Source organism: Hyperthermus butylicus DSM 5456 (genome assembly GCF_000015145.1).
GTDB classification, from domain to species: Archaea; Thermoproteota; Thermoprotei_A; order Sulfolobales; family Pyrodictiaceae; genus Hyperthermus; species Hyperthermus butylicus.
In genome coordinates this window covers 845,018-868,615 of record NC_008818.1, presented here as the reverse complement: position 1 = coordinate 868,615, position 23,598 = coordinate 845,018, and the positions used below count along the sequence as shown (strand labels likewise).

At 51.4% G+C, this 23,598-nt stretch carries 22 protein-coding genes and 1 pseudogene; 13 read left to right on the top strand and 10 right to left on the bottom strand.

Features of this window, described 5'->3' with window-relative positions; genetic code table 11:
- Positions 1-96 precede the first annotated feature (96 nt).
- The 3 genes from HBUT_RS04550 to HBUT_RS04540 all read left to right on the top strand — a co-directional run bounded on the left by HBUT_RS04550 (position 97) and on the right by HBUT_RS04540 (position 2,673).
- A complete protein-coding gene (locus HBUT_RS04550) occupies positions 97-849 on the top strand; it encodes a radical SAM protein (protein ID WP_011822034.1) in 753 nt (250 codons plus the stop codon).
- Positions 850-863: 14 nt separating this feature from the next.
- Positions 864-1,271 carry a hypothetical protein gene (locus tag HBUT_RS04545; protein ID WP_011822033.1) on the top strand — a complete coding sequence of 136 codons (408 nt, stop codon included), beginning with the start codon at positions 864-866 and terminating at the stop codon, positions 1,269-1,271.
- 262 nt (positions 1,272-1,533) lie between these two features.
- The gene (locus HBUT_RS04540; protein ID WP_011822032.1) at positions 1,534-2,673 is read left to right on the top strand and encodes a tRNA guanosine transglycosylase family protein; all 1,140 of its coding nucleotides are present in this window, start codon (positions 1,534-1,536) and stop codon (positions 2,671-2,673) included.
- Here the strand turns inward: HBUT_RS04540 and HBUT_RS04535 are convergent.
- Positions 2,670-3,140, bottom strand: coding sequence for a hypothetical protein (locus HBUT_RS04535; RefSeq protein ID WP_011822031.1), 471 nt, complete (start codon positions 3,138-3,140; stop codon positions 2,670-2,672). The genes HBUT_RS04540 and HBUT_RS04535 overlap by 4 nt on opposite strands.
- A gap of 247 nt (positions 3,141-3,387) precedes the next feature.
- Here HBUT_RS04535 and HBUT_RS04530 point away from each other — a divergent pair, with 247 nt between their 5' ends.
- Together HBUT_RS04530 and gyaR are read left to right on the top strand one after the other, a co-directional pair.
- Positions 3,388-4,656: a Glu/Leu/Phe/Val family dehydrogenase gene (locus HBUT_RS04530; RefSeq protein ID WP_011822030.1), complete on the top strand. Its 1,269-nt coding sequence runs from the start codon at positions 3,388-3,390 to the stop codon at positions 4,654-4,656.
- A 279-nt stretch (positions 4,657-4,935) separates the two neighbouring features.
- Positions 4,936-5,965 (top strand): annotated as a pseudogene (gyaR, locus tag HBUT_RS04525) (glyoxylate reductase).
- Here gyaR and HBUT_RS04520 read toward each other — a convergent pair.
- From HBUT_RS04520 to HBUT_RS04510, 3 genes are read right to left on the bottom strand one after another with little or no spacing between them, the layout of a single operon-like run.
- Entirely contained in the window at positions 5,931-6,866 is a 936-nt protein-coding gene (locus HBUT_RS04520) for a hypothetical protein (protein WP_011822028.1), read from the bottom strand. The pseudogene gyaR and the gene HBUT_RS04520 sit on opposite strands and share 35 nt — an antisense overlap.
- Complete coding sequence (locus HBUT_RS04515) at positions 6,851-7,387, bottom strand: hypothetical protein (protein ID WP_011822027.1); 537 nt, start codon at positions 7,385-7,387, stop codon at positions 6,851-6,853. Before HBUT_RS04515 ends, HBUT_RS04520 begins: the two co-directional genes overlap by 16 nt.
- A gap of 48 nt (positions 7,388-7,435) precedes the next feature.
- Positions 7,436-7,918, bottom strand: a complete 483-nt coding sequence (locus HBUT_RS04510; RefSeq protein WP_011822026.1) for a deoxyuridine 5'-triphosphate nucleotidohydrolase — start codon at positions 7,916-7,918, stop codon at positions 7,436-7,438.
- Positions 7,919-8,030: 112 nt separating this feature from the next.
- Between HBUT_RS04510 and HBUT_RS04505 the strand changes: the two genes are divergently transcribed.
- From HBUT_RS04505 to HBUT_RS04485, 5 genes are all read left to right on the top strand, one after another.
- The gene (locus tag HBUT_RS04505; protein ID WP_048061471.1) at positions 8,031-8,402 is read left to right on the top strand and encodes a 6-pyruvoyl trahydropterin synthase family protein; all 372 of its coding nucleotides are present in this window, start codon (positions 8,031-8,033) and stop codon (positions 8,400-8,402) included.
- Between the two features lie 73 nt (positions 8,403-8,475).
- On the top strand, positions 8,476-9,300 hold the full coding sequence (locus HBUT_RS04500) for a KaiC domain-containing protein (RefSeq protein WP_011822025.1): 825 nt from the start codon (positions 8,476-8,478) through the stop codon (positions 9,298-9,300).
- A 76-nt stretch (positions 9,301-9,376) separates the two neighbouring features.
- The gene (locus HBUT_RS04495; protein WP_011822024.1) at positions 9,377-9,817 is read left to right on the top strand and encodes a hypothetical protein; all 441 of its coding nucleotides are present in this window, start codon (positions 9,377-9,379) and stop codon (positions 9,815-9,817) included.
- Positions 9,818-10,091: 274 nt separating this feature from the next.
- A complete protein-coding gene (locus HBUT_RS04490; protein ID WP_011822023.1) occupies positions 10,092-13,067 on the top strand; it encodes an adenosylcobalamin-dependent ribonucleoside-diphosphate reductase in 2,976 nt (991 codons plus the stop codon).
- Positions 13,068-13,173: 106 nt separating this feature from the next.
- Positions 13,174-14,109, top strand: a complete 936-nt coding sequence (locus HBUT_RS04485) for an FAD-dependent thymidylate synthase (RefSeq protein ID WP_228546792.1) — start codon at positions 13,174-13,176, stop codon at positions 14,107-14,109.
- Here HBUT_RS04485 and HBUT_RS04480 read toward each other — a convergent pair.
- Together HBUT_RS04480 and HBUT_RS04475 are read right to left on the bottom strand one after the other, a co-directional pair.
- A complete protein-coding gene (locus tag HBUT_RS04480; protein ID WP_048061470.1) occupies positions 14,098-14,307 on the bottom strand; it encodes a hypothetical protein in 210 nt (69 codons plus the stop codon). The genes HBUT_RS04485 and HBUT_RS04480 overlap by 12 nt on opposite strands.
- Positions 14,308-14,371: 64 nt before the next feature.
- Complete coding sequence (locus tag HBUT_RS04475; protein ID WP_011822021.1) at positions 14,372-15,676, bottom strand: hypothetical protein; 1,305 nt, start codon at positions 15,674-15,676, stop codon at positions 14,372-14,374.
- A gap of 285 nt (positions 15,677-15,961) precedes the next feature.
- Between HBUT_RS04475 and HBUT_RS04470 the strand changes: the two genes are divergently transcribed.
- Positions 15,962-16,810, top strand: a complete 849-nt coding sequence (locus tag HBUT_RS04470; protein WP_011822020.1) for an FkbM family methyltransferase — start codon at positions 15,962-15,964, stop codon at positions 16,808-16,810.
- Between the two features lie 621 nt (positions 16,811-17,431).
- The gene (locus HBUT_RS04465; protein ID WP_048061469.1) at positions 17,432-17,698 is read left to right on the top strand and encodes a hypothetical protein; all 267 of its coding nucleotides are present in this window, start codon (positions 17,432-17,434) and stop codon (positions 17,696-17,698) included.
- Positions 17,699-18,218: 520 nt separating this feature from the next.
- Here HBUT_RS04465 and HBUT_RS04460 read toward each other — a convergent pair.
- From HBUT_RS04460 to HBUT_RS04445, 4 genes are all read right to left on the bottom strand, one after another.
- Entirely contained in the window at positions 18,219-19,424 is a 1,206-nt protein-coding gene (locus HBUT_RS04460) for an ABC transporter permease (protein ID WP_011822019.1), read from the bottom strand.
- Positions 19,425-19,429: 5 nt separating this feature from the next.
- Positions 19,430-20,173, bottom strand: coding sequence for an ABC transporter ATP-binding protein (locus tag HBUT_RS04455; protein ID WP_011822018.1), 744 nt, complete (start codon positions 20,171-20,173; stop codon positions 19,430-19,432).
- Positions 20,166-20,849, bottom strand: coding sequence for an MBL fold metallo-hydrolase (locus HBUT_RS04450; RefSeq protein ID WP_228546791.1), 684 nt, complete (start codon positions 20,847-20,849; stop codon positions 20,166-20,168). The genes HBUT_RS04455 and HBUT_RS04450 overlap by 8 nt, the downstream gene beginning before the upstream one ends.
- A gap of 124 nt (positions 20,850-20,973) precedes the next feature.
- Positions 20,974-21,564 (bottom strand): hypothetical protein, encoded by a 591-nt coding sequence (locus HBUT_RS04445; protein ID WP_011822016.1) that lies wholly within the window; start codon positions 21,562-21,564, stop codon positions 20,974-20,976.
- An 84-nt stretch (positions 21,565-21,648) separates the two neighbouring features.
- Between HBUT_RS04445 and HBUT_RS04440 the strand changes: the two genes are divergently transcribed.
- Positions 21,649-23,526, top strand: a complete 1,878-nt coding sequence (locus HBUT_RS04440) for a chloride channel protein (protein WP_083756327.1) — start codon at positions 21,649-21,651, stop codon at positions 23,524-23,526.
- Positions 23,527-23,598 lie beyond the last annotated feature (72 nt).

Here is a 23,598-nt window from a genome sequence, read left to right as displayed (position 1 = left end):
CGGGGTTCTATCACTCATCCAGCATACAATATTCGGTACTAGCGGCAAAATAAGGGCTTAGAAAGTTATACTGGTAGCATAGAGGAGTATGGCGCCGTGAGGATTAGGGGGTTTGACCCGGTAAAGCTTGGATTGGAATTAGAGAAGAGAGTTGCTGAGAATAGCAAGCGCAAGTACTCTAGGTTTAGGGGCAGTAGGTTCTACGGCGGCAGTGCAGTAGGCGATGTGGTTGGCTGCAACCTTCGCTGCGTCTTTTGCTGGTCCGGAAGAGCTAGAGATGACCCTACAATAGGTTTCTGGGTTACTGCTCACGAGGCCTACCGTAGGCTGCGCGGTATCGCTAGGAGTAGGGGATATAGAATCGTAAGGCTCTCCGGCGGCGAGCCGACAATAGGATGGAGCCACCTAACAGAACTGCTAGACTACTTCTCGAGGGAGCGCGGCCTAATCTTCGTCCTTGAAACGAATGGTATTATACTAGGCTATGATCGGTCGAAGGCATGCCAGTTAGCGGAGTACCGTAATCTCCATGTGAGAGTCTCCATAAAGGCTTGTAGTGCGGAGCTATTTAGCAAGCTCACAGCCGCAAAGCCAGAGGCCTTTAACTATCAGCTCTACGCTGTGAAAAACCTTGCAGATTGTGGTGTAGACTTCCACGTAGCTGTCTTCGCTTCATTCGGGAATGAACGGTGTTGGGCAAACTTTGTCTCGAGAATTGCAGAGTTCGCAGGTGCTGAGGTCGTGGAGGGTTTAGAGGTTGAGTACATGGTTCTATACCCAAGTGTTAAGCGTAGGCTACACGCACTAGAGAAGCTCGGCCTAAAACCCAGGATATACTACGAGCCCTAGAACGGTGTAGTGCCTTGATTAGGGAGGCCCGCTACAATGTTAGCACTGAAGATGTGGAGATGGGTTGGGCAATCTCAATAGACCCGTACGGCGAGCCTGTTGAGACAATGGTTAGGCTATCTTGCCTAGCAATAGCTCATGCATGGGTTGGGTTTCTAGCTGGCTTTAGGGCTGCTAGAAACCTGCTTCTTGAAACCTATGCGGCTTACACTGGGGCTGGGCTAAGAGGTATAGTAGTTATCGAGGTGCGGTATGGGAGAACTGTAGTTCCGGTCATCGCTAAGCCTGGCTGCTCAACGCCTAGCCTGTCCGTGGAGACAGCTGAAGACCAGCTGCTAGTCCGTGTAGAGGGCTGCGGGATTAGTTACATGTGTAGCATTACTCCGGCTAAAGCGGCATCAGCGAGGTGGACTCGGTCATAGCGTGGGCTCCCCGAGTGCGTAACTTCATCACAGCCGTCAGGAGGTTATGGGGTCGGTGCTGCGCGGGTCTTCACAGCTCCCCCAGGAGTTATGCTCCTGGGGGCTTCAGCCCTTTCGAGCTTCCTCACACCCCATATTGTTGTAGGGGGTCAAGGCTAATATAGGAGTATGCTTCAACATGTGTTTATGTATCTGGTTTCCCGCTCTTGGATAACACCTTTAGTCCCTACATCAAGGGTATTAACATCAGTGGCGCGGCATCATGGCTGGTAACGGTTTTAAGCTGATCCTGGGAACGCCGATTGAGACAACGATATACCCGTGGCGTATACTTCCAATCCGCGGTGTCATGGTTAACGCGTATAGCATCCTCAAGAGCCGGAAGCTGAGCAGCATGAGGGGCCGAGGTCTACGTAAGCTTTTAGGGTTAACAGATGACGTTGAGCTGTGGCTTGATAGTGGTGGTTACCAGTTCCTCCGAGAGGGTATTGATCCAGGAGCGTACAGGATAGCAAAGATCTACCGTGAAATAGATGCGGACTACTATGTGAGCCTCGACTACCCTCCATCGCCACGGGATAGTGATGATATTAGAGCGTTGAAGATAGCTAAGACCGTTAGTACGTTCATGACTCTAAAGTCGATGCTTCGTGGCAAGGTTGAGGAGGGGCGCCTTATACCGGTCTTCCACCTGGCTATTGGCGAGTCACTTCGCATACAGCTCGTGGAGTACACGTCTAACGCGTGTATAGCGGCTGTGGGAGGGCTAATACCATACTTTATGCAGCGGGCCGGCAAATTCTCCAGGCTCAAGGCCCTCTTGTTTCTTATTTTGATGCGTAAGCTCTGGAGGGGTAAGCTTCACGCGCTAGGCATCGCATCAGCGGCAGTAATCCCCCTGCTTAAACTGATAGGAGTGGATAGCGGTGATACACAGACTTGGCGGCACAAGGCGGGCTATGGTAAGATAATCATTCCAGGTGCTGGCGAGAGACATATTAGCAAGCAGCAGGTGCGTTTCGGTCCAGCCAAGCTGAAGGGTGAAGAAATAAAGATTTACCATGCATTGTTGGAAAAGGCTTCAAAGCATCTCAATTTAACCCATGAAATGCTTGTTGAAAGTTTCGAGGCCAGAGCCCTCTTCAACGCGTGGATGCTTGTTGAGGTTGCAAACAACAGGCTTGGATACAATGGTGCAAGTAGGCCCTTTGCGAGGCTATACGAGCTAGCAAAACACTACATGAAGCTCGAAGAGGCCGAAATCGAGGAGGAGCTGAGAAGGATACTTTACGAAGGCGTGGTGGCTGGAAGACGGGAAGAGAAGACTGTAAGGGTAGAGTTTGAAGCTAACGTGCTACCCACAACAGAGCCTACAAGCATACGAGCAGCTATCGACTACTAGCCGATGAACACGGCGTTTCCGCCACGGCGCTTAAGCTTCTCAAGTAGGCTTCTCGCATACCTCCTAAATGGTGTGCCATAGTAGGCCTCCCTCCTATCCATAGCTGGCTGTCCCGTAACAATGCCCTTCACTGCGACAATAGTCACGCCTACTCCGAGCCGGTTAACCTCCCTCCTTATAGCCTCTAGGTCCTCCCTAACCTCCTCTGGCTCCACGTAGGGTATCTCGAGTACAGCCTCCTCAGTCCCCCTCTCCTCGTCGAGCCCATATATAACGACAGCCTGCCATTTCCGGGCAAACCTCTCAACAAGGTTCGTCAGCAACCCCGTTGCCGGGTTAGGTTCGTACTCACTCCACCCCCTCTCGGCTACAACCTCGCCAAATTTGTCGAGATCCAGAATCACTATAGTACCCTCAACGCCAGGGTGTCCTGTTTCCCTGCCGCGCTCCCTCCTAGGCCGAGTCATGAATCCACCGCAGAACATATCATAGCAGCGTACGGTAATCTTACTAACCCCTGCTGTGGCTCATGTAGCTAGCGGTTGTGACGAGTGGATGTTGGAGCAGACTAAAACTAAAATTGTTGGGATGACCAACCGTATACTACGTTTATCATTGAATCGCTCCCTCTAAATAAACACTGTGAAAAGAGAACGTGCACGATAAATAGCTCAGAGAACTGTCTATACAAACTGGAGCAGCGGGGGCTCAATCATGGCTACAGACTCCCGCCGCCTCCTCGAAGAGGCCGAGAAGATCCTACACCGTGCGGTTGTCGAGCTTCTAGGTTACGGCGAGGATGTTTATGAGGCTCTAAGGCATCCTGAGAGGGTTATCCAGGTTAAGATCCCCGTACGTATGGATGATGGTACAGTTAAGGTCTTTATTGGTTGGAGGAGCCAGCACAATAGCGCTCTAGGCCCATACAAGGGCGGTATACGTTACCACCCAGAGACTACCAAGGAGGAGGTAATAGCTCTAAGCATGATGATGACCTGGAAGAACGCGTTGGCGGGCCTACCATATGGCGGTGGTAAAGGTGGCATTCGCGTAGACCCGCACAAGCTCTCGGCACGCGAGCTTGAGCAGCTATCCCGTGGCTACATAAGGATGATATACAAGTACATTGGCCCAGACCACGACATACCAGCACCAGATGTCTATACAAACCCACAGATAATGGCCTGGATGATGGACGAGTACTACAGAGTGACTGGTCAGCACCACTTTGGCGTCATAACTGGCAAGCCAAAGATACTAGGCGGCCTCGAGACCCGTGTAATAGCCACAGGTTTCGGTACAGCTGTTGCTGCTAGAGAGGTTGCCAAGAAAGTTTGGGGCAGCGTTGAGGGCAAGAGGGTGGCTGTACAAGGCTATGGCAATGCTGGCTACTACGCGGCTAAGTTCCTCCACGAGATGGGCGCGATAATAGTAGCTGTAAGCGACAGCAAGGGCGGCATTTACAGCAGCAAGGGCCTCAACCCAGACGAGGTTAAGGAGGTTAAGAGCAAGACCGGCTCGGTAATCAACTATGAGAAGGCAGAGAGGAAGATAACTAATGAGGAGCTATTAGAGCTAGATGTAGACATACTAGTACCCGCAGCAATCGAGAATGTGATAACCGAGGAGAACGCTTCGAGGATCAAGGCTAAGATAATTGCCGAGGCAGCCAACGGCCCAACCACAGCGGAAGCCGACAAGATCCTTGCACAGCGCGGCATCATAGTAATACCGGACATTCTAGCCAATGCTGGTGGTGTAATAATGAGCCACATTGAGTGGGTCAACAACAGGATGGGTGGCTGGATAACAGAGGAGGAGGCCAAGAGGGCACTAGAAAACAAGATGGTCCACAACACATTAGCAGTCTGGGACTTCTGGCACAAGGAGTTCGACACACAGAAGCATCCAATGAGGGATGCTGCCTACGCCTTAGCAGTAAAGCGTGTAATTGAGGCTATGAAGCTACGTGGTCTCCTCTAACCCACACAAACCAGTCTGTTTTTCTCCATAACTTTACTACTGCTCGTACCCATCCTATATAGCATAATTTGATATGATTTGTATGTGATAGACTAGCTGTTGGGCACGTCCAAAACCATCCCAAGAGGCTACTCTGCCCCTTTGCTCTATACCCTTCCATGGAGTCTATGTGTACGGTCTGTACCCGGGCGCTAAGGAAGAGAAGATTATGTTCTTAAAGGAGTGTGTAGGATTTTTGTTGTTCGGAGGTCTCTTTCTGCAGAATGTGGGGTGCTGATGTTGAAGGCAAAGCTTTTTATTACACGTAGACTGCCGGGCCCTTGCTTTGAAAGGTTGCTTTCAGAATTTAATGCTGAAGTCTGGCCGGAGTGGCATCATCCACCTCACGAGGTTCTAGTCGAAAGGCTGGCGAGGTTGATGGTATTGTATCGTTGTTACAGACCGTATAGACTGTGCCGTTCTCGAGGCTGGTACTCGTGGTAGGCTTAGCATAGTATCCCAGTACGCTGTGGGCTACGACAACATTGACGTGGAGTGTGCTACTAGGCTCGGAGTGTACGTAACTAATACCCCGGACGTGCTTACAGAGGCGACAGCTGAGCTCACATGGGCTCTCATATTCGCTGTTGCGCGTCGCATAGTGGAGGCAGACAGCTATGTCCGGAGTGGCGAGTGGTACCGTGGGCGCACTGGCTGGCATCCAGAGCTAATGCTTGGCATGGAGCTTTACGGCAAAACCCTCGGTGTAATAGGGTTTGGGAGAATTGGCAGAGCTGTAGCCAGGATTGGTGCTCGCGCATTCAACATGAAGGTGCTCTACTATAGTAGGAGGCGTGCGCCACAGCATGTGGAAAGAGAGCTGAACGCCGAGTATGTGTCCCTCGAGGAGCTGTTGAAAAGGGCCGACATAGTAACGATACATGTGCCATTAACCCCTGAGACCCGGGGGATGATCGGGGAGCGAGAGCTAAGACTCATGAAGCCAACGGCTATACTGATAAATACGGCGCGAGGGGCAGTCATAGACACCAATGCGCTCATACGCGCCCTCCGGGAGGGCTGGATAGCTGGCGCGGGTCTCGACGTGTTTGAGGAAGAGCCACTACCACCAGACCATCCTCTCACAAGCCTTAAGAATGTGGTTCTAACCCCGCACATTGGTAGTGCTACACGAGAAGCAAGACAAGCAATGACTTGTGCGGTTCTAGAGAACCTGCTCGCCTTCCGCGACGGAAAGATACCACCAAACCTTGTAAATCCCGACGTAATACGGGTTAGGCCTCCAGGCTTCCGTGCAACACGGTGCTAAGGCCGCTGACCAGCTTTATTCCCCCTCTCCAGTCTGGCACAAGTACACAGAAGCCAGGCTCACGTTCCTCGAGGACGCCCCAAGCCTCAATAACAGCTTTCACTGGTATCTCTGTGTACCTAAGTCTGAAAGTCTCGACATGCAACACTCTTGCTAGGACCTTGCCGCACTGCACCGGTTTGAATAGGGATAGAATGTAGATGGCGGGGGTTGTAGTAGGACTTCCACCGATTATTCTGCCGGTAACCCGGAGCCGCCCGCGAACTATTAGCGGCTTACAGGGAGCCGGGGTTGTGCAGTCTACAAGTCTCACATTATACTCATAGCCTCTGAAGAGACCCATTAGCAGCCGCTGAGGGGCGAGCTTCTGGTGGAGTACCCAGTCATCATGTGTCCATCCATGGCCGAGGCCGTGGAGAGGGGCTGTTACACCCTCAGCCCTAAGCTCTTCGAGGATACGGTATGCCTTTTCAGTGTTCTTCGCGCCGTAGACAACAAGGTCTATGTCGCTGGCAGAGTCGGGGTTGTAGGCGAGTCCGCCAGTAACTCCTACATAGTCAGCGCCCCCGCTCTCAAGGTACTCTAGCAGCTCGAGAGCAGCCCTACATAGTGGCCTCTCGCAGACAGTCAGGCTCCTGACAGCATCTACGGGGGAGACCATCTTCACATGGAGTGGATCCGCTGTGGGGACAGCTCTGCCTCCAAGGCAGGGCTCAGACCCAACCATGACATCGGGATCTTTAAGGGCTAGGCGCCAGGGTTCCCTCCATGTTTTTGAGCCTTCCACGATGCGGGGTACATAGAAGAGTCTTGGGAGGGGATGAAAACACCCCTTCACAAAGCCTATGGTGTACCTAGTTCTGATGAGCCATGCCTCGACTGGGCCTAGAGCCTCGCGCATTCCGCTGCCTCCCGGCGAGCGCAGAGCTGTATGCTTTCAGCAGTCTTCCGAACCATGTTTGAGATGCTACGCAGCAGGTAGAATATCTGGGGCAGCTCCTTCATGATCTTTTCCCTGTCGAGCGGATTAATGGTCTTGCAGTAGTTCCACTTGCAGAGCTTTACCGTGGCGCCCTCAGCTTCTAGCTTGTAGACGTCCCGGTGGAACGTTACATGTCCATCCCGTATCGCTATTACGGTCTCTGGCTTAATCCTCAACAGTACGAGGCCACCGTCGGACTCGTAAAGCCTCCAGGTAGTACAGAGCCCGACTACAGAAGAGTCCTTGATGCCCTTAGCGTCAGCTATACATTTGAGCCTACGCAGCGCTAGAGCCAGCTCCTCGAAGGCCTCGGATATAGTGTATATTGCAGTGTTAGCCCTATTCTCAGCTATCGTCTCTGCGGGCCGTATACCGCGCCGGATACTGGAGGCTATAGAGTCGAGGGTAGCTGCAGCTTCCTCAAGGCGTTCAAGCACCATTACATGTACCACCCATTCCGCTTCACCGGGGAGCCAGCTAATAAAACACTAGCGTGTACCCAGCCTTTCCCCTTGATAGAATCCAGCATAGAGGCTAGCTGGTGGCGGCTCAACACGGATATATAGCATCTGTGCAATCCTCTCTCCGACAGCTATTCTGATACCGTGAGGATTACCAACTATAAGCAGTGCTTCACCGCGTCCCATATACCCTGGATCCCATACAGCGCAAGACAGCGTGGCTCCCATCCTGAGGAGACTACTACGTGGGAGACAGATACCCACAGCACTGGGTGGCACGTAGACAGCATCGGCAAAGACAACCTTGTAGAAGCCCGGCTCCAAAAACCAGAAGCCATCCCTAGCTTCAACGGGCTCGGTCTCTGGCAGCACACGCTTGGGAGCCAACATTCCTTCGGACAAGAAGCGGTGTATCTCTCCAACACGGAGATCCACACCAGCCGGCTGCACTTGCACATCATCAACTCTGCCGAGGAGCGTTAAAGCAGCATAGATGCCTGGTAGAGCCATGGAGAGGCGCCACCGCTGGGAACGGTCTGGATGAACACTCGTCTTAAAGCCTTGGAGGTTGCAAGGCCTAAACAAGCACAGAGGGCTTGCGAATGCTGGGGTGGCCGGGGTATTGTGCGGTGTAAAGCTAGGCGTCTGTGCCTCCTCCTGGGTCTCCCTTGCCCTTCAGCTTCAGAGTCTAGGTGGTAAGTCAGCGTCGCTTCATGGCCACGACTATCGCGTAACGGTCTGTGTTGAAGGTAGCCTTGGTCAAGGAAATGTCGTGGTTGACTACTTTTGGCTTAGCAGGGTTCTGGAGGGATGCCTCTCGCGGTATGATCATAAAAAGTTAAACGATGTACTTGGATTAAAGGATGCCTCAGCGGAGATAATGCTTGTTGACCTCTATCGGTGTCTGCAACGTGAGCTAGAGAGTAAAAATCTGCGGCTCTCAAGACTCGAAGCATGTACACCTACCGGGTTCTGCGCATACCTTACACCATAAACTGTGACTAGTCCCAAGGGGAAATTAGGGCGGAAACAAGTACAACTAAACGTATCTGGGTGCGGTAGAACCTATGGCTTCGACCAAGCCATCTATAGAGAGATTGCCGACTGGCGTGCCAGGATTTGATAAGCTGATACAGGGAGGTATCCCTCGGGGCTTCTTTGTAGCTGTTGTGGGAGAGCCGGGTACGGGCAAGACGATATTCTCAATACACTTCATAGCCGAAGGTATTAGGCAGGGAGACAAGAACATATATGTGACAACGGAGGAGACAAGGGAAAGTATAATAAAGCAAGCGGCAATGTTCGGTTTTGACTTCGAGAAGGCGATAGATGATGGAAAGCTAGTCATAATAGACGCGCTTATGGGACGACACGACGATCCATGGTCCCTAACCGAGCTAGATGTGGAGACGCTTGTAAACAAGATCATAGAGGCTAAACGCTACCTAGGCTATGGCAGGGCACGCCTAGTAATAGACTCCATGTCGGCCTTCTGGCTCGACAAGCCAGCAATGGCCAGGAGATACAGCTACTATGTTAAGAGGATACTGGCGCGCTGGGACTTCACAGCACTACTAACAAGCCAGTATGCTGTAACAACAAGTCTAGGCTTTGGCTTCGGCATAGAACACGTAGCTGATGGCATTATAAGATTTCGCAAAGCCGTAGTGAGAGGAGAGCTCCGGAGATACGTTATAATCGAGAAGATGAGACAGACCGAACACAGCCTACGGATGCACGAGATAGAGATACGCGACGGTGTAGGCATGCGGGTCAAAGCGCCAACACAGCTACGCAAAGAGGATACAGCGCTTCCACAGTCTGTTGCAGCAAAAATGCTAGCAGCCGAGCTACAAAAACTCCTCGAAGTCCCGCTGGGCGATGAAGAGTAGCTTGCTCACAAGGTTCACAGGGAGGGACAGTCTTTAACTCCTACCGCTACAGCCATGAAACCCTAGGTGTGCACGGTTGACAAGACGTGCAAGCTACTACATACGCTGGAATGGTGGCGCACTTGGACTCGTCGTAGCCGGAGATACTATGACGATACGTGGTGAAAACATGACACTATACTTTGAGCCCCGCAGTGTAATCGTAGAGGGAGGCTATACATACAAGCGCAATGTGGAGGATCGTAACCGCCGCACAGTATTCATAGGGTTTGCAGACGAGCTAAAGCCGCTAAGCCCTCCACGTGTAGACATCGTCGGCCGAAATTATGTTGGAAATTTTGAGGTAATCTACACGGACCTTGAGTTTGAGCATTACCTTACGGTAATAACTCCAGCAAGTTTTCTTTACGACTACTTCGTTATAACATCGAGAGATTTGATGCTCTATATGCAGGCAAAACGTAAGGTATACTTCGAAGAAGAGCCCTACGACAAGATCATAATCTACATAGCGTAACTCAATCCCAAAGTATTACCAGCTATAAGCATTACCTAGCCTCACTTCAGTCAGGCCTGACAGGCAGCATAACTCCCAAATGTGAACTGGAGGTATCACGGATATTACCGCTAAGCCTGCAGACAAGCCCTAGCTAAGCATCACGTGTTGATATTGGGGTATATGGTGGCAGCTATCAGCTAGGCCTTATACTCATAAGGTACTACTCTCGCGTCATTAACCAGGTAGCGAAAGGGCGGCGGATAGATCCTACTCTTAGGGGTCCGCAGTGCTAATGACTAGTAGCGACCGAGAACAACTTGAGCTGATAAGGGAAAGTCTATACAAGCCAGAGGCCGAAGAGAAGGCAAAGGAGCTGCTACTACGCGAAATCTATGCATTTGTCCGTAAGGCATATCGTGAGCTTGCCCCCAATGGCGGCAGGCTGGTAGGATTACCGGAATGTGTTGAAAAGGATGAAATTTGCCCCGAGGACAAGGGCTTCACATACAATGCTATACGAGTCCTTCTAGCAAGATACATGGTACGTAACGAGTATGGAGTACCGATGGAAACACCTTCAATGGTTATGGCTAGAGTTGCATGGGGGTTCTCCACGAGGGTTGACCCAGTCAAGCTTTACCGTTTACTTATAGCTCGCAAGTTCATGTTTAACTCTCCTACCCTATTCAACATGTATGTTGATGGTGCCTATGGTACTCTTTCAGCATGCTATGTAACACCGGTATATGACGACATGAAAGCCATTATGGATGCTGCCACTGTACAGGCTATGACGTTCAAGTGGGGTGGGGGTCAAGGCTTCAGCTTTAGCGAGCTAAGACCAAGATGGGATATTGTGAGGAGTACTGGTGGCCAAGCCTCCGGTCCACTAAGCTTCATGCAAATCTACGACATGGTTACTGAGACTGTGAAGCAGGGTGGTAAGCGGCGCGGAGCAAACATGGGCATAATGCATGCCTGGCATCCTGACATATATAACCCTCACTTCAATCCCTGGCATGCCCTCCGCAACATGCTCCCGCCACAGCTGAAGGCATTGATAGACACGACTAAACGGTTAATCGAGCATCTAGAGAGGGAGGGCTATGAGATAGACCCGGTCTACAAAGAGATAGTAATGAGGCTTAGTGAGGAGGGTTGGGAAACAGTTGAAGATGCCGGCTTTATACAAGCCAAAGAGCCGCCATTGCAGGATGCTAACCTTACAAACTTCAACATAAGTGTAGCAGCAAACGATGCATTCATGCAGGCAATACTCCGGGGCGAAGACTGGTGGATGGTAAACCCCCGCTACAGCGATAGCGGCGACGGGGTCTACCGGCTACACTATAGTGTTTCAAGGGCAACCGGCCTGGGTAGACTTGGAGAGCTATTGGAGAGGTATCCTTGGCTACTAGAAAACCCGTACCTAAACATCTTTGAAGACGTTCTAGAGGAGGCAAAGACAAAAGCATTGGAGGCGCTCAAAGAGCAAGCAAGATACACAGGTTGGGAAACTAGTCCGGAACAAAAGAATCCATATGCCTGGAAGTATCCTGCGCGCAAGCTTTGGGAGAAGATAGTCGAGAACGCTTGGGCAAGCGGAGACCCCGGCCTATTCTTCCCAGACAACCACAACAAGTGGAACCCAACACCATGGCTAGGAGCAGTCTATGCCACCAATCCATGCGGCGAGCAGCCCCTATACCCCTTCGAGTCATGCAATCTTGGCAGCATGAGCATAGACAAGTACATCTCCGATGGAAAGTTTGACCTGGCCCAGTTTATGAGCGACATACAACTAGCTGTTGACTCCATGGATGCCGTAATAGACTTTAACAAGCACCCTGACCCGAGGCAGACAGTTGCAAACAAGTTTACTAGGAAGATAGGCCTAGGCATAATGGGCCTAGCCGATGCTCTTGCAAAGCTAGGCTATCCCTACGATAGCGAGGAGGCAGTAGCATTTACACTCATAGTCATGGCAGCATTGGAGGTGTATAGCTGGAAGCGTAGCTGGGAGCTAGGCGCCAAGCTAGGCCATGCCCCTGCATTCGAGTGTAGGAGGTACGACTGGAAGAGTATGAGATGCGTGGAGAAGGCTGAGCCAGAGGAGCTAGTGGAGCTGCACACGCCGGCACTACTAAAGGCCTCTAGGATCTCCCGTGTAGAGGATGGCTGGCTCAAAGTATGCTATCACGCAGTTGAGATACCCGAGGATATGCTGGAAAGACTTGTAGGCGAAGCTAAAAGCCGCATAGAGCCTAACGGTACGGTCAAGCTAGTGCGCTGGGAAGCTGTGGAGAAGGTGCTCCGCGAGGTCTTCGGAGTTACGAGGGAGGATTATGAGAGGGCTCTCCGGAGCAGTCCAGTCATAGTTGTCAATAGCCCCAAGCTGCTACTAGCGCTTGCAGTCTATAATCCCGAGGCGGCCTGGAAGGTATTGAAAGCTTACGGTAGGAGCCTTGGGGCCAGGGCGCCGAGAAACACTGTTATGACAACAGTTGCACCTACAGGCACGATAAGCATCATAGCTGGTACCAGTAGTGGCATAGAACCGTACTTCGCCCTCGTATATAGGCGTGTAGTAGCAATAGGTGAGTTCCTGGAGGTCGTGAAGCCTTTCCGCGAGAAGCTCTTGGAGGCTGCAAGGAGATACAATGTGCCACTAGATGCTGTAAAAGTGGTCTACGAGACTATAGGCAGGCATAAGGGTAGTTTACGCTGGGCCCTAGGGGAGGTAAGAGAGAAGCTTATACAAATGGGTATAATGAATGGCTTCCTTGCAGAGGTAGAGAAGCTAGCTAGGCTCTTCACAATGAGTATGGATTTTGACCTATGGTACCACCTAGCACACCAGATAGCAGCCCAGCTCTACGTAGATCAAGCAATAAGCAAGACCATAAACTTGAGAAAGGATGCTACAAAAGACGAGGTTTACACAGCATACCTCGTGGCATGGCTAGGAGGCCTCAAGGGAGTAACAGTGTATCGCGACGAGAGCAAGGGAGTCCAAGTAATCTACTTTGGCGGCGAACATAAAGAGATACCACAATCACCTATAAGGGGGAAGGCATGGCAGCCTAGCCAGCAGAAAGACCGTAAAGCCATGAGGATGATACACCTCAAAAAGCGTATGAAGCTATCCGAGCTAGAAAAAGACAAGCGCGCAACAGAGCTATTCGAGACTAAACAAACAGAGACAAATGGTGACGAGGTAGTAGTAGAGCTAACAGAGAATAGCACATGTAAACATTGTGAACTCTAGTCCTGGGATATCCTTTTCCTAATGAAGTGAAGTATTATCTGGCCACAGCTCATTCCCTGTAGTCTCGTCACTATATGTCTCTCTGAGGGTAGTATTGCAATCCACAGTGGTACTTGAACCTCCTGTTCGGCTTAGGTTGCTAAGGTATACCAAGGATGCTCCTCGGCTTGTGGCGGCAGCTGCCCGGATCACGGTGTCAAAGAAGCCAGTCGAGAAAGCCTGGGAGATGGATGAGGCTGGGGTTGAACGATGGATTATGGAGCTTATAAGACGTGGTCATGGTTCTCCCTTGGAGCATGCCGTGTACACGTTCGAGGCTGAGTGTAGCCGTGTGTGTAGTCATCAGCTTGTCCGTCACCGTATTGCGAGCTATACCCAGCAGAGTATGAGGTATACAGAGGGCTTCCTACGCAACATGGCTCTAGAGCTCTGTAAGGCTCTAGGCGTGGAGTGTGCGGAGAAGCCGCGGGGTCGCAGCGACTACGAAGCCTATGCTTTGGTACTGGAGAAAGCTGTATCAGTGCTTGATACGGCTACGTTAGCGTCCATAGCATCTAAAGGATTTGTCATCCCGCCAAGCCTTACGGGCGATAATGTAACTCTCCGGGGGGCTGTCGAAGCGTATCTTCTAGCTGCTGCAAAGTATTATCGGTTACTAAGCCTTGGCGTGCCGAGGGAGGATGCTAGATTCTTGTTGCCCCAAGCTGTCCGTACACGTATTGTGTTCACTATGAATGCTAGAGAGCTCCTAGAGAGCTTCCTACCGCTCCGCATGTGTAGCCATGCACAATGGGAGATAAGGATGCTGGCATGGCGCGCCTGGAAAGAGCTAGTCCGGATACACCCAGAGATATTCGCCTATGCTGGGCCACGCTGTGTCTACATGGAAAACCGGGTACGCGACCAGCCATGCAGACTAGTAGACTTCCTAGAGAGAAGATGTGGCTTCGCAATACAGCGATGTCCAGAGATGGTGCCGCGCGAAGGTATACCGTCATGCCTTAGGCATGCAGCAAAAACCGGGGGTGGGCTAGAGCCTTAGCTCTTTCTTAATAGTCTCGATGAACTCTTCAACCGTCATCTCTTCACGGTGCTTGGGCAGCTTAACGAGTACGACACGGTTGTCGGGTGTGAGTAGGCGGATCTCGTCGTGATCCTTGTAGCGGTATACGTCTAGCTGCTTAAGCTTCAACTGCTCTAGTGCTTTACGGTATGCTGTGTACTTGCGGCCTACGGGCATGCCTAGCTCCCCAGAGAAGCTGCCGGGAAGAGCGGGTTCTTGGAAATAAAGGTTTAGCATTCTGCTAGGCTATGTCGATCGCCATGCCGAGCTTTAGGGCTGCTTCAAGTACGCCGGGAGCATGGTCGTCGAGGCTTTCGACGCCGTTTACTGCTCCCTTGCCAAGCCGGTGAAGCAACGCTATAGCAGCTGAACATGCTAGCGGACTCCCTAAGCACTCTAAAACAGGTATGTAGCCTTCCTGTAGCTCTAATGGTATTTCCCCAACGTATAGGCGGTCGCCAGCCTCCTCAAGATAGGCCTCCACGCCGAGCATTTGGAGAGCCTTTTCAACAGTCTCGACTCCAGGTACTTCATTAGCAAGTGTGGCAAGTCCTGACACTACAGTGTTACCCCAAGCTGCTGCATGCGCTGTAACGCCATAGGCGAGGCTTGGGGACTCCTCTACACTGAATGTAAGGCTCCTGGGCTCCTCCCAGCGCAGTTTCAAGCTGCATACTCCTCTGCTGCAGTTACGTTCAATGTTGTATCCCATGGCTGCTAGTAGATACTCAACATCCTTCTCATCGCCCCACTGTTGCTCGGGGAGTCCTTGAACCTCTATGATGCCTCCCCTGGCACAGGGAGCAACAAGAGCAGCTAACAGGAGGGTTTCAGCATAGCCCTGCGCTACCCTAAGCTCTGCCTTACCCTCGCTGGGTTTGACCCGGATTATTGTGGTGGTTTCGACTAGGTAACCCAAAGCGGATAATATTGCTGCTACGTGTTCTAGCCTTCTTCTCCCCCGAAGAGGCTTCCAAGGTGGCAGGTAGAGTGTACCGCCTCTCCCTGCCAGGGCTAGAAGAGCTGCAGCAGCAATGTAGCCTTGCCCCGTATAGAGCTTAATTGGTCTTGCAAGTGGTCCAACACTCGTAGCTTCAACGATAACTAGGCGTGAAAGCGATCCACCTGGCCATGCCCGCAAGCCAAGAGCAGTAGCAAACTCAAGCAGGCCCCGCAGATCAGCCTTTAACAGTCTCTCGTTTCGGGCCCTCAGTACAAGTGTTACACCAGGCTCCAGGTACTGAGATGCTACTGCTAGGGCGATAGCTCCGAGGAAGAGTCCACAGTCGATATTAACGCTAATGCTGCGTCTCGGCTCACTTACATGTTTAGCTTCTACAACTCCAGCAGCGAGCCGTACGTCAAAGCCAAGTCCACGCATTAGGTCAAGTAGGCTCCGGATACACCTGCTTGAAGCAGGAACACCTTCGACTCTGCCTTCCCCCTTAATGGCTACGAGTGCTAGCTTTACCAAGGCATCCCAGAGTGATGCCGGAGCATCGACAATGCCTCCAACACCGCTACATCCTAGAACCTTAAGCCGCAACCATTGCTCACCCCCTTATTGAACGTCAGTGCGCGAAACCATCGACATCGGCTTGGCAGCCTCCGCGGGCAACCGGAAGGACCCAGCTCATCACCCGCCAGAGGCAGGAGCTTGACGCTGTAGAGCCCTAATACCTTAACTCCCAAGTCATGGGTCGGTGATGGGACTATTCTTCACAGCCCCTCCTGGGGCTCGTGGAGCCCCCAGAGCCTCATCCCCATCCTATCTAGTCTAGCTGGCTAAGCCTAATATCGTGTAGCATGACGTCATTTCTGGGGGAACCTTTTGAGCCAAACAGAACCTATGAGTGACAGGGAATACATTGCCTGGCTCGCAGAAAACTCTAAAGGATGCATAGACGAGCACAGTATAGCTCAGCTCATTGAGGCAGTAGAGGCCGGCGGGATATGCTGCACTGAGCTGACGGTAATAGTGAAGGGTGCCAGGCTTGCAGTACCATGCAGCCAGCTCCCCGAGGCCTGGGCAAATATACTCCACATATTCTGCTTTAACGACTACCAGCTCGGGACAACGGTTAAAATAAAACCTGGCTCCACCATAGTGGACATAGGCGCATATCTAGGCTTCTTCACTATTCGTGCAGCTCAACTCGTAAACAGGCAAGGTCTGTTTATAGTGGTTGAGCCAAACCACCACGCGCGCAGCATACTATACCGAAATCTCCAGTTCAACCAGCTCCAGAGCGTGGCCCGCGTAGATCCTAGAGCAGTATCAATCTGCGATGGATGCCTAGCACGCCTTTACGTTCCCCCATACTGGGCAAATGCATCGCTTGAAACAAGCTATCTGAAACAGCTAGGATGGAGCAGTCCGTCATACATCATTTCAACGAGAACAGTACGTCTGGCGACTCTACTCAGGGAACATGGGCTAAGCCAGATTGACCTAATGAAGATTGATGTTGAAGGCCATGAAGAGAAAATAATTCAGGATGCTGCAAAAATGGGAATACTAAATCCTGAACTAATTAAACAGATTGTAGTAGAGGTACATGGTAGGAAAATAGCTGAGAAAATAGAAGCAATACTAGCAAACAGCGACTATGAAACACACATAATCAGCTTATCCCAATACAATTCACTGCAAGAAATTGTAATAGCAATGCCAAAGTAGCGATCAATACAGCACCAGAGCAACGTACTATCCATGTAGCCATCATTCGTCGTTATTCCAATATAAATACCAGATTGTCGCTGCGCTAACAAGAGCAACGGCAGCTACCTGCTTGCACCTTTATACAGCCCGTCAAGCTTACCTTTTATCCGCAATAGTTATAGATCTAGCTTTTCATTCATACTAATCTTAGTTTTTGCATAGTCATTAAGCTAAACCATGAAAGTAGCCCCTATGTATACTACAGCCCTATCTATGGCATGGCCTTACGGCAAATACAATCAGTGACAAGGTTCAATATCATAAAGAACGAACTTTTTATTTGTTGTTTCATCCAGAATTCAATAACATTATCTCTAGTCAGCAAAGCTAACATAGCTCGCAGAGGCATCAGCTTTCCCGAGCGGCAAGATAACGGTTATCGAGTTCTACTACGCCGGCATCGGCACAGCAATGAGCGTTGCAGCAAGAGTGTAAAACTGCCTGCATGTCAGAGCTTCTAGCTGCGAGTTATACCTTAAGGTAACTAGAATCAAATAATACATTAGAGCATATCATGTCGTTACGCCAGCAATTCTGGAAGCCGATACGGTAACAGTGCTCATGAATGGGAGGGTGGTATTGCATGCAGATAAAGGCGTGTTTAGCACCGATAGCCTGTGTGCAGTAGAGAACCCGCGCCGCTTCTTTGAAAGTCTGGCAGTAAATGCTAGCAACGTAAAGTATATGGAATACGATGCTGATAAAAGGCTCGCGCTGGTCTCTTTCCGGGAAGGGGAGGTTACAAAATACGTTAAAGGCGTGACGGAATGTAGGAGAACCCTTGGCCGTATATTGGACTATGAGAGTGTGTTTAGTGAAAAAAGAAATAATGTGGATAGTAGGTAAAGAGAGGGTGTAATCTCTAACTCTTCACCTATCATCTTGGTCAACGGACCAGCGTTTATGAGTGTTTATGTGTAACCCGCTGAGGCAATGAACGTGATAGGCTGATGCATAGCATGTGGAATAATAGCAGTGGTATAGCTTAGCATGTGCAGTGAGTGGCACCGATCACGTAATATATCGTAGTATAACGTAGGTGGTTTGGAGTTTACTAACAATAGAAGGGAAGACGTCATGAACATGGTCTGGCCGTGGGATGCAACAATAACTTGAAGTTTTAGCCTCCAATAACTCTAGATGGGGTTCAAGGATTCTCAAGGTATAGGCTGCCGCCAGCGAGTTTCATATACTTGTTTTCGCGGTATCGTCTGGCGCTGCTTGCCAGGTTGTTTAACGTACTGGGTGTAGCCAGATTTAGCGGGGTCAGTGCGGCCTCCCCGCTCATCGCCCCCTCCGGTCTTTCCTTGCCTGGGGCTCGCCGGGGGTTCGTCTGCGGCGGCGCAGACATCATCCCTGCACATGTCTACCATCTCTTAACAAGCCTATCTGGCCTATATAGCGACGCTGCGGCATAGATGGCGACGACTGTTAATCCAGTGATGAGCATTGTGTGAAGGAATGCCGTAATAGTGTCGCCTAGCGCGTATGATAGTATTGCTAGTGCTGTATGAGTGTAGGGTATCGCGTAGAGTGCGACCTTGATAATGGGGGGAAGTGAGGTAAGGTCTACGAAGAGGGTTGCAAAGAAGATTAGTGTCGCGGCACCGGTTACGAGGCTAGCAACCATGGTGGCGGCGCGCCGTCCAGGTATTAGTAGCGTGACAAGCATTGTTATAGCGGCTGTAACCAGTACGGCCAGCACAACCTGTAGCGCGTGGAACCAAGCCATTTCAAATCCTACTAGTGCTCCGGAGAACTCTATGTAGGCTAGTGCAGCTGCCAGGTCGAGGCCAGCAGCAATACTTGCAACAACTAGCCCTCCAACGGTCTTTCCAAGTACGAGCTCCCACCTTGTTATGGGAGAGACAGCTAACAGCTCCCCGGTGCCCAGCTCTCGCTCCCTAGCAATAGAGTCTGCAACTGCAACGGCAGCCGGATTCAGCACGAAGAAGACAGAGAATGCCAAGAACCGAGCAACCATAGCCTGTCTCTCCTGAGCCTCAGTTGCTGGCCTACCCTCGACAGTCACGGTCTTGGAGGCGACGCGCACCGGATCAAGTACATATTTGGGATCTACGCTTATACCTGCCTGTTCCGCCAGTAGCTCTACACGATGCTCAGCAACGAGCCTCGAAAACTGGTATACCACGTACCTGGCTATGGAGGTAGCATCTTCTGCAGCTGTACTGCCAACGAGCTTATAGAGAAACACGTAGCCCGGCTTGTCGATGGATGACATATTCTCTGTGAACCCTCGCGGCACAATTATGGTTAACACTGCCCCCTCTACAGGACTACATGAACCGTTACCGAGTATGCGTTCAACCCTAAAGCCAGGCGTGGAGTTGAAGGTCTTGACAAGAAGGCTTGTTAACTGTAGAGAATAACTGCCATTATCGCAGTCAACTATCGCTACGAGTGCTTCCTGTTGTGTTTTAAGTCCTGTTACAAGCACGCCTAGGAGCGGTAGGAGGAACGCTGAAACAGCCATTAACACTATTGTGCGTCGATCGCGTATAAACTCTAGATACTCCTTCCTTGCAAGTATGCGCACACGTAGCAGCTTCAACGCCGCTACACCGTAGCTGCAGCCTCTACAGCCTTCACAAACGCCTCTTCAAGATTTTCCGCGGCGTATCTCTGCTTAAGACTTGCCGGAGTGCCTATGGCAATTATCTTGCCAGAAGCTATGAAGGCAACCCTGTCAGCCAGGTACTCCACCTCAAACATGTTGTGGCTCGAAAGGAGGACAGCCCGCCCCTCGTCTGCTGCTTTCCGGATAAGCCTTCTCATCCTAACAGCACTATGAACGTCGAGTCCGGACGTGGGCTCGTCTAATACGAGGAGCGGTGTTTCAAGTGCAAGAGCTAGAGACAGTATGAGCCTCCTCTTCATACCCTTACTATATCCCTCCACGAGCCTGCCAAGGGCGTCTCCAAGCCCAGAGACTTCTGCAGCCCTCTCTGCAACCTTGACAGCTCTGGTCCTATCACCGGTATATAGTGTGGCGTAGAATACTAGGTGCTCCCACCCAGTAAGCTTAGGGTATACAGCTGTCTCCTCAGGCACGTAAGCTGCAAGACTGTAAAGCTTCAGCCTTTCCGGGGGCGAGCCGCAGAGAAGAACAGAACCCTCATCAGGCCTATAGATGCCAAGCACCATTCTTATGGTGGTTGTTTTCCCCGCGCCATTCGGGCCTATAAGCGCAAAGACCTCTCCCCGACGCACGGTAAACGATATGGGGCCTATTGTAGGGCCATGTTTAAACCTCTTAACCGTCCCATGCAGCTCGAGCACAGTCTCGCCGCAATCAACCATGTCGACCTGCACCCTGGCCTGGTGGTGCCAGCACTAGCAGCGTACGCTGCTCAGGGATGTCCTCAAGGCCTAGACTAATCTCGTTAGAGTCGTAGCGAACCACACGCCACTTCTTAGCGTAGCGTAGCAAGGTATCCAGGGGCTCTAAGGGTAGCTGCATACCTGGAATCCAGTAGTGCATCGGGATAACAATCTTTACGTCAAGAAGCGCTGCAGAATCGAGAGCCTGGCGCGGATGCAGCGTGTACACATTACCTGCAGGCAGCATCACGATGTGAACAGGCTTTAGTTCCTCAGCCTCCTCCGGGCGTAAAGGTCTACCCAGGTCAGACAAGTGTACAATGCTAATGTTGCCGGCCTCAATGCGGTATGCTACAACGAAGCCGCGGAGCCTCCCCTCATACTCGTCGTGGGGAAGTTTCACGCCCTTAATACGGAATGGGCCCAGGCTAAACTCGCCGGTCCTCCACTTTACGACTAAGGTCCTATCGCCAGCTACTACGCTGTCGGCATTATGATCGTAATGGTCGTGTGTTATAAGAACATAGTCTGCCCTTGTTGCTGGAGGGTTGAGCCCGACACCAAGACTGCCGCCATCGTGGGGGTCAATAACTAGTTTTTTCCCCTCATACTCTATCTCAAAACATGCATGAAGCCACCAGCGAATAGTGAGCACCAAACCGTCACCACCAGGAGCTGGTTGGGCCGTGCGCTGATGCGTATGGGGTGCCGGGGCTCTAGATAAAGTAGCAGGTGACCTACCGCTGGGCCTAATGTCTAAAAACAGTAGTGTTGCCTTTTTAGCTCTTCGGTGCCTTGACGGTATCCATTAGGGCGCGTACCTGGGCCTTAGCCTGGCTGCGCTCGCAGTTAGCAACAATGTAGCGGCACATGTACTCGCCTTCCCGGTATACGCATAGTATGTCGTCATGTGGTAGCTTCTGTAGGACCTCAAGGTTTAGGTCGAATGTGGCATCTAGAGCCTTGGCGATCCTTCTCTCATAGCCCTTCTGGCTTAGCGATACAGCAGCCTCGTATATCTTGAGGGCCTTTTCATTATCGTCGAAGACCACGTAACCCATACGCCATAGTGTGGCAAGATAGGCTGCTGCAGCTTTGTAGTCGCCAACGAGTTCGGCATACTCCTTAAACGTTGGCTTCGCGTTTTTCGCCTTAGCCTCCGATACCGCGCGGAATAATGCGTACTCTAGTCTGGCCATGCGGCCCTCGTCGACCTCAATCAGTCTCTTCGAAGCTCTAATCTTCAGCCTGGGGCGTGGCAGCGCATAGACTCGTACTAGGAAGGTTCCAGACTCAATTGCCTTTCGCGCCTCTTCGAGGGCACCGTTTGCTACCTGCGCAAGATCCACGAGGGGCTGGCTCGCCGCCATACCCTGGCCACCCAGCCCTCCCAGTGGCGCGGGGGCTTAAGGAGAATACTCCTCTTATTCAACTCACCGCTCCAGCTAGCATTGATGGGGACGCGTAGAGTCATGGCGGTAATAGCGATTCTGGCTAGGAAGCTTGACGAAGCTGTACGGGCTGTGCTAAAACACCTGGGCTATGTTGAACGCTGGCTCCTCATAAGCATTGTTGCTGCTGTAGTTTCATCACTCGCCATAGGCTTGTTCTATGTGCTTCTAAGGCTTGTTCTTGCGGGCGCAGCCTACATTCATGGCGTAGCTGGGCCGGAAATAGTTATGAAGATATCAGACTACTCCATAGTTGCGCTCCTAGCTCGACACAAACCACTGATACCCGTTATACTCGGTGTCGGCGCGCTAGCTGCAAGCTTGATAGTCTACAAGTTTGAGCCCGAGGCGGCTGGTGGCGGTACAGACGCGGCGGTATACGCGTACCACCATAGGGCCGGTATAATGAGGCCGAGGGTAGCCATAGTAAAGGCGGTGGCATCGGCTATACTGCTAGGCACCGGCGGTAGTGCAGGGCCAGAGGGTCCCTCAATACAGATTGGTGGTGCTGCAGGCTCCTCAATAGCAAAATACCTTGGCATGGGTGTTGTGGAGAGAAAGATAATGCTTGTAGCCGGCATGGCTGCGGCTCTATCATTCATCTTTCAGAGCCCCGTAGGATCAGCAATATTCGCCGTGGAAGTACTCTACATGAGGGATATGGAGCTAAATGCTTTGATACCAGCCCTTTTCGCGTCGATAATCTCGTACTCCCTATCCCTACACATCCTGGGCCCAGGGTATAAGCTGCCATCACTCGCAATTGACAGTTTATCGAGGATGTATAGCTTGGATGTGCTAGCATCCTACATATTGCTAGGTCTTTTCACTGCACCCTTTGCCTATATGTATGTCTACGTGTTCACGAGAACCAGGAGGGTCTTCGAGAAGCTCCATAGAGAACATCGTATCCCCCAATGGATTGGCCCCGTCATTGGTGCGTTGCTCGTTGGTGTCATAGGCGCTTTTGTGCCCCATGTGCTCGGTACTGGTGAGGAGTTACTCTCGTTGATGCTCGAAGGATTTCAGCAAGGCGAAATGCCGGGTCTAGTAAGGTTATTCGGCGATAGCCTACTCTTGACTGCGCTGCTGCTGGCTATTCTAAAGATAGTAGTTACGTCCTTGACAGTCGGTAGTGGTGGTAGTGGTGGGCTGCTAGCACCAGGCCTATTCGCCGGGGCTATGATAGGTGAAGTTTTTGGCCTCATAGTCCACGACTACACCGGGATACCCCCAGGGGTCTATGCCTACCTCGGCATGGCGAGCCTCTTTGGTGCAGCTTCAAAGGTATCTGTTGGCCTCTCATTCTTCGTGGCAGAGATAGGTGGTACACCAGCACTAGTCGTGCCAGCCCTCATATCCTCCCTAACGGCGTCGCTTGCCCTTGGCAACGTCAGCATTGTTGAGTCACAGCTACCCCACAAGGTGCCCCCCGCTATATTTACCGTGGAGTCTCTCCTTGAGATCCTCCGTGGCCAGAAGACATGTATAAAGGTTAGAGAGTTCCCGATAAGGCACATAACTGCTGCAAACTGGAACGAAAAACTCAGAGACGTCGTTAAGAGGATGATAAGACAGAAGCTCCGCATAATGCCGGTCGTAGATGACTACGGGAGAATTGTAGGTGTACTAGACCCTGGCTACATAGGGCTTGATCTCCGCTATGCCTTACGCTCGGAAGAGCTTGTCGCCGAGGTCTCCCTAACACAGCCACCAATAGTCTACATTGATGACTGTATTGTTAGAGCGCTAGAGGAAATGGTGATATATGGTGCTGACTACGTGGGTTGTTGCAGGCCCCGGCTACAAGTATGCAGGCGTGATACTACTCGAAGACATTACCGATGCGCTCTTTCCATCAATACTCGAGGCAGCGCGTAGAGGTAAGCGAACGTCGCACCGAGAAGTCGGAAGAGACTGGTAGAGCTAGATAGGCAAGGTTGAAGTCATAAA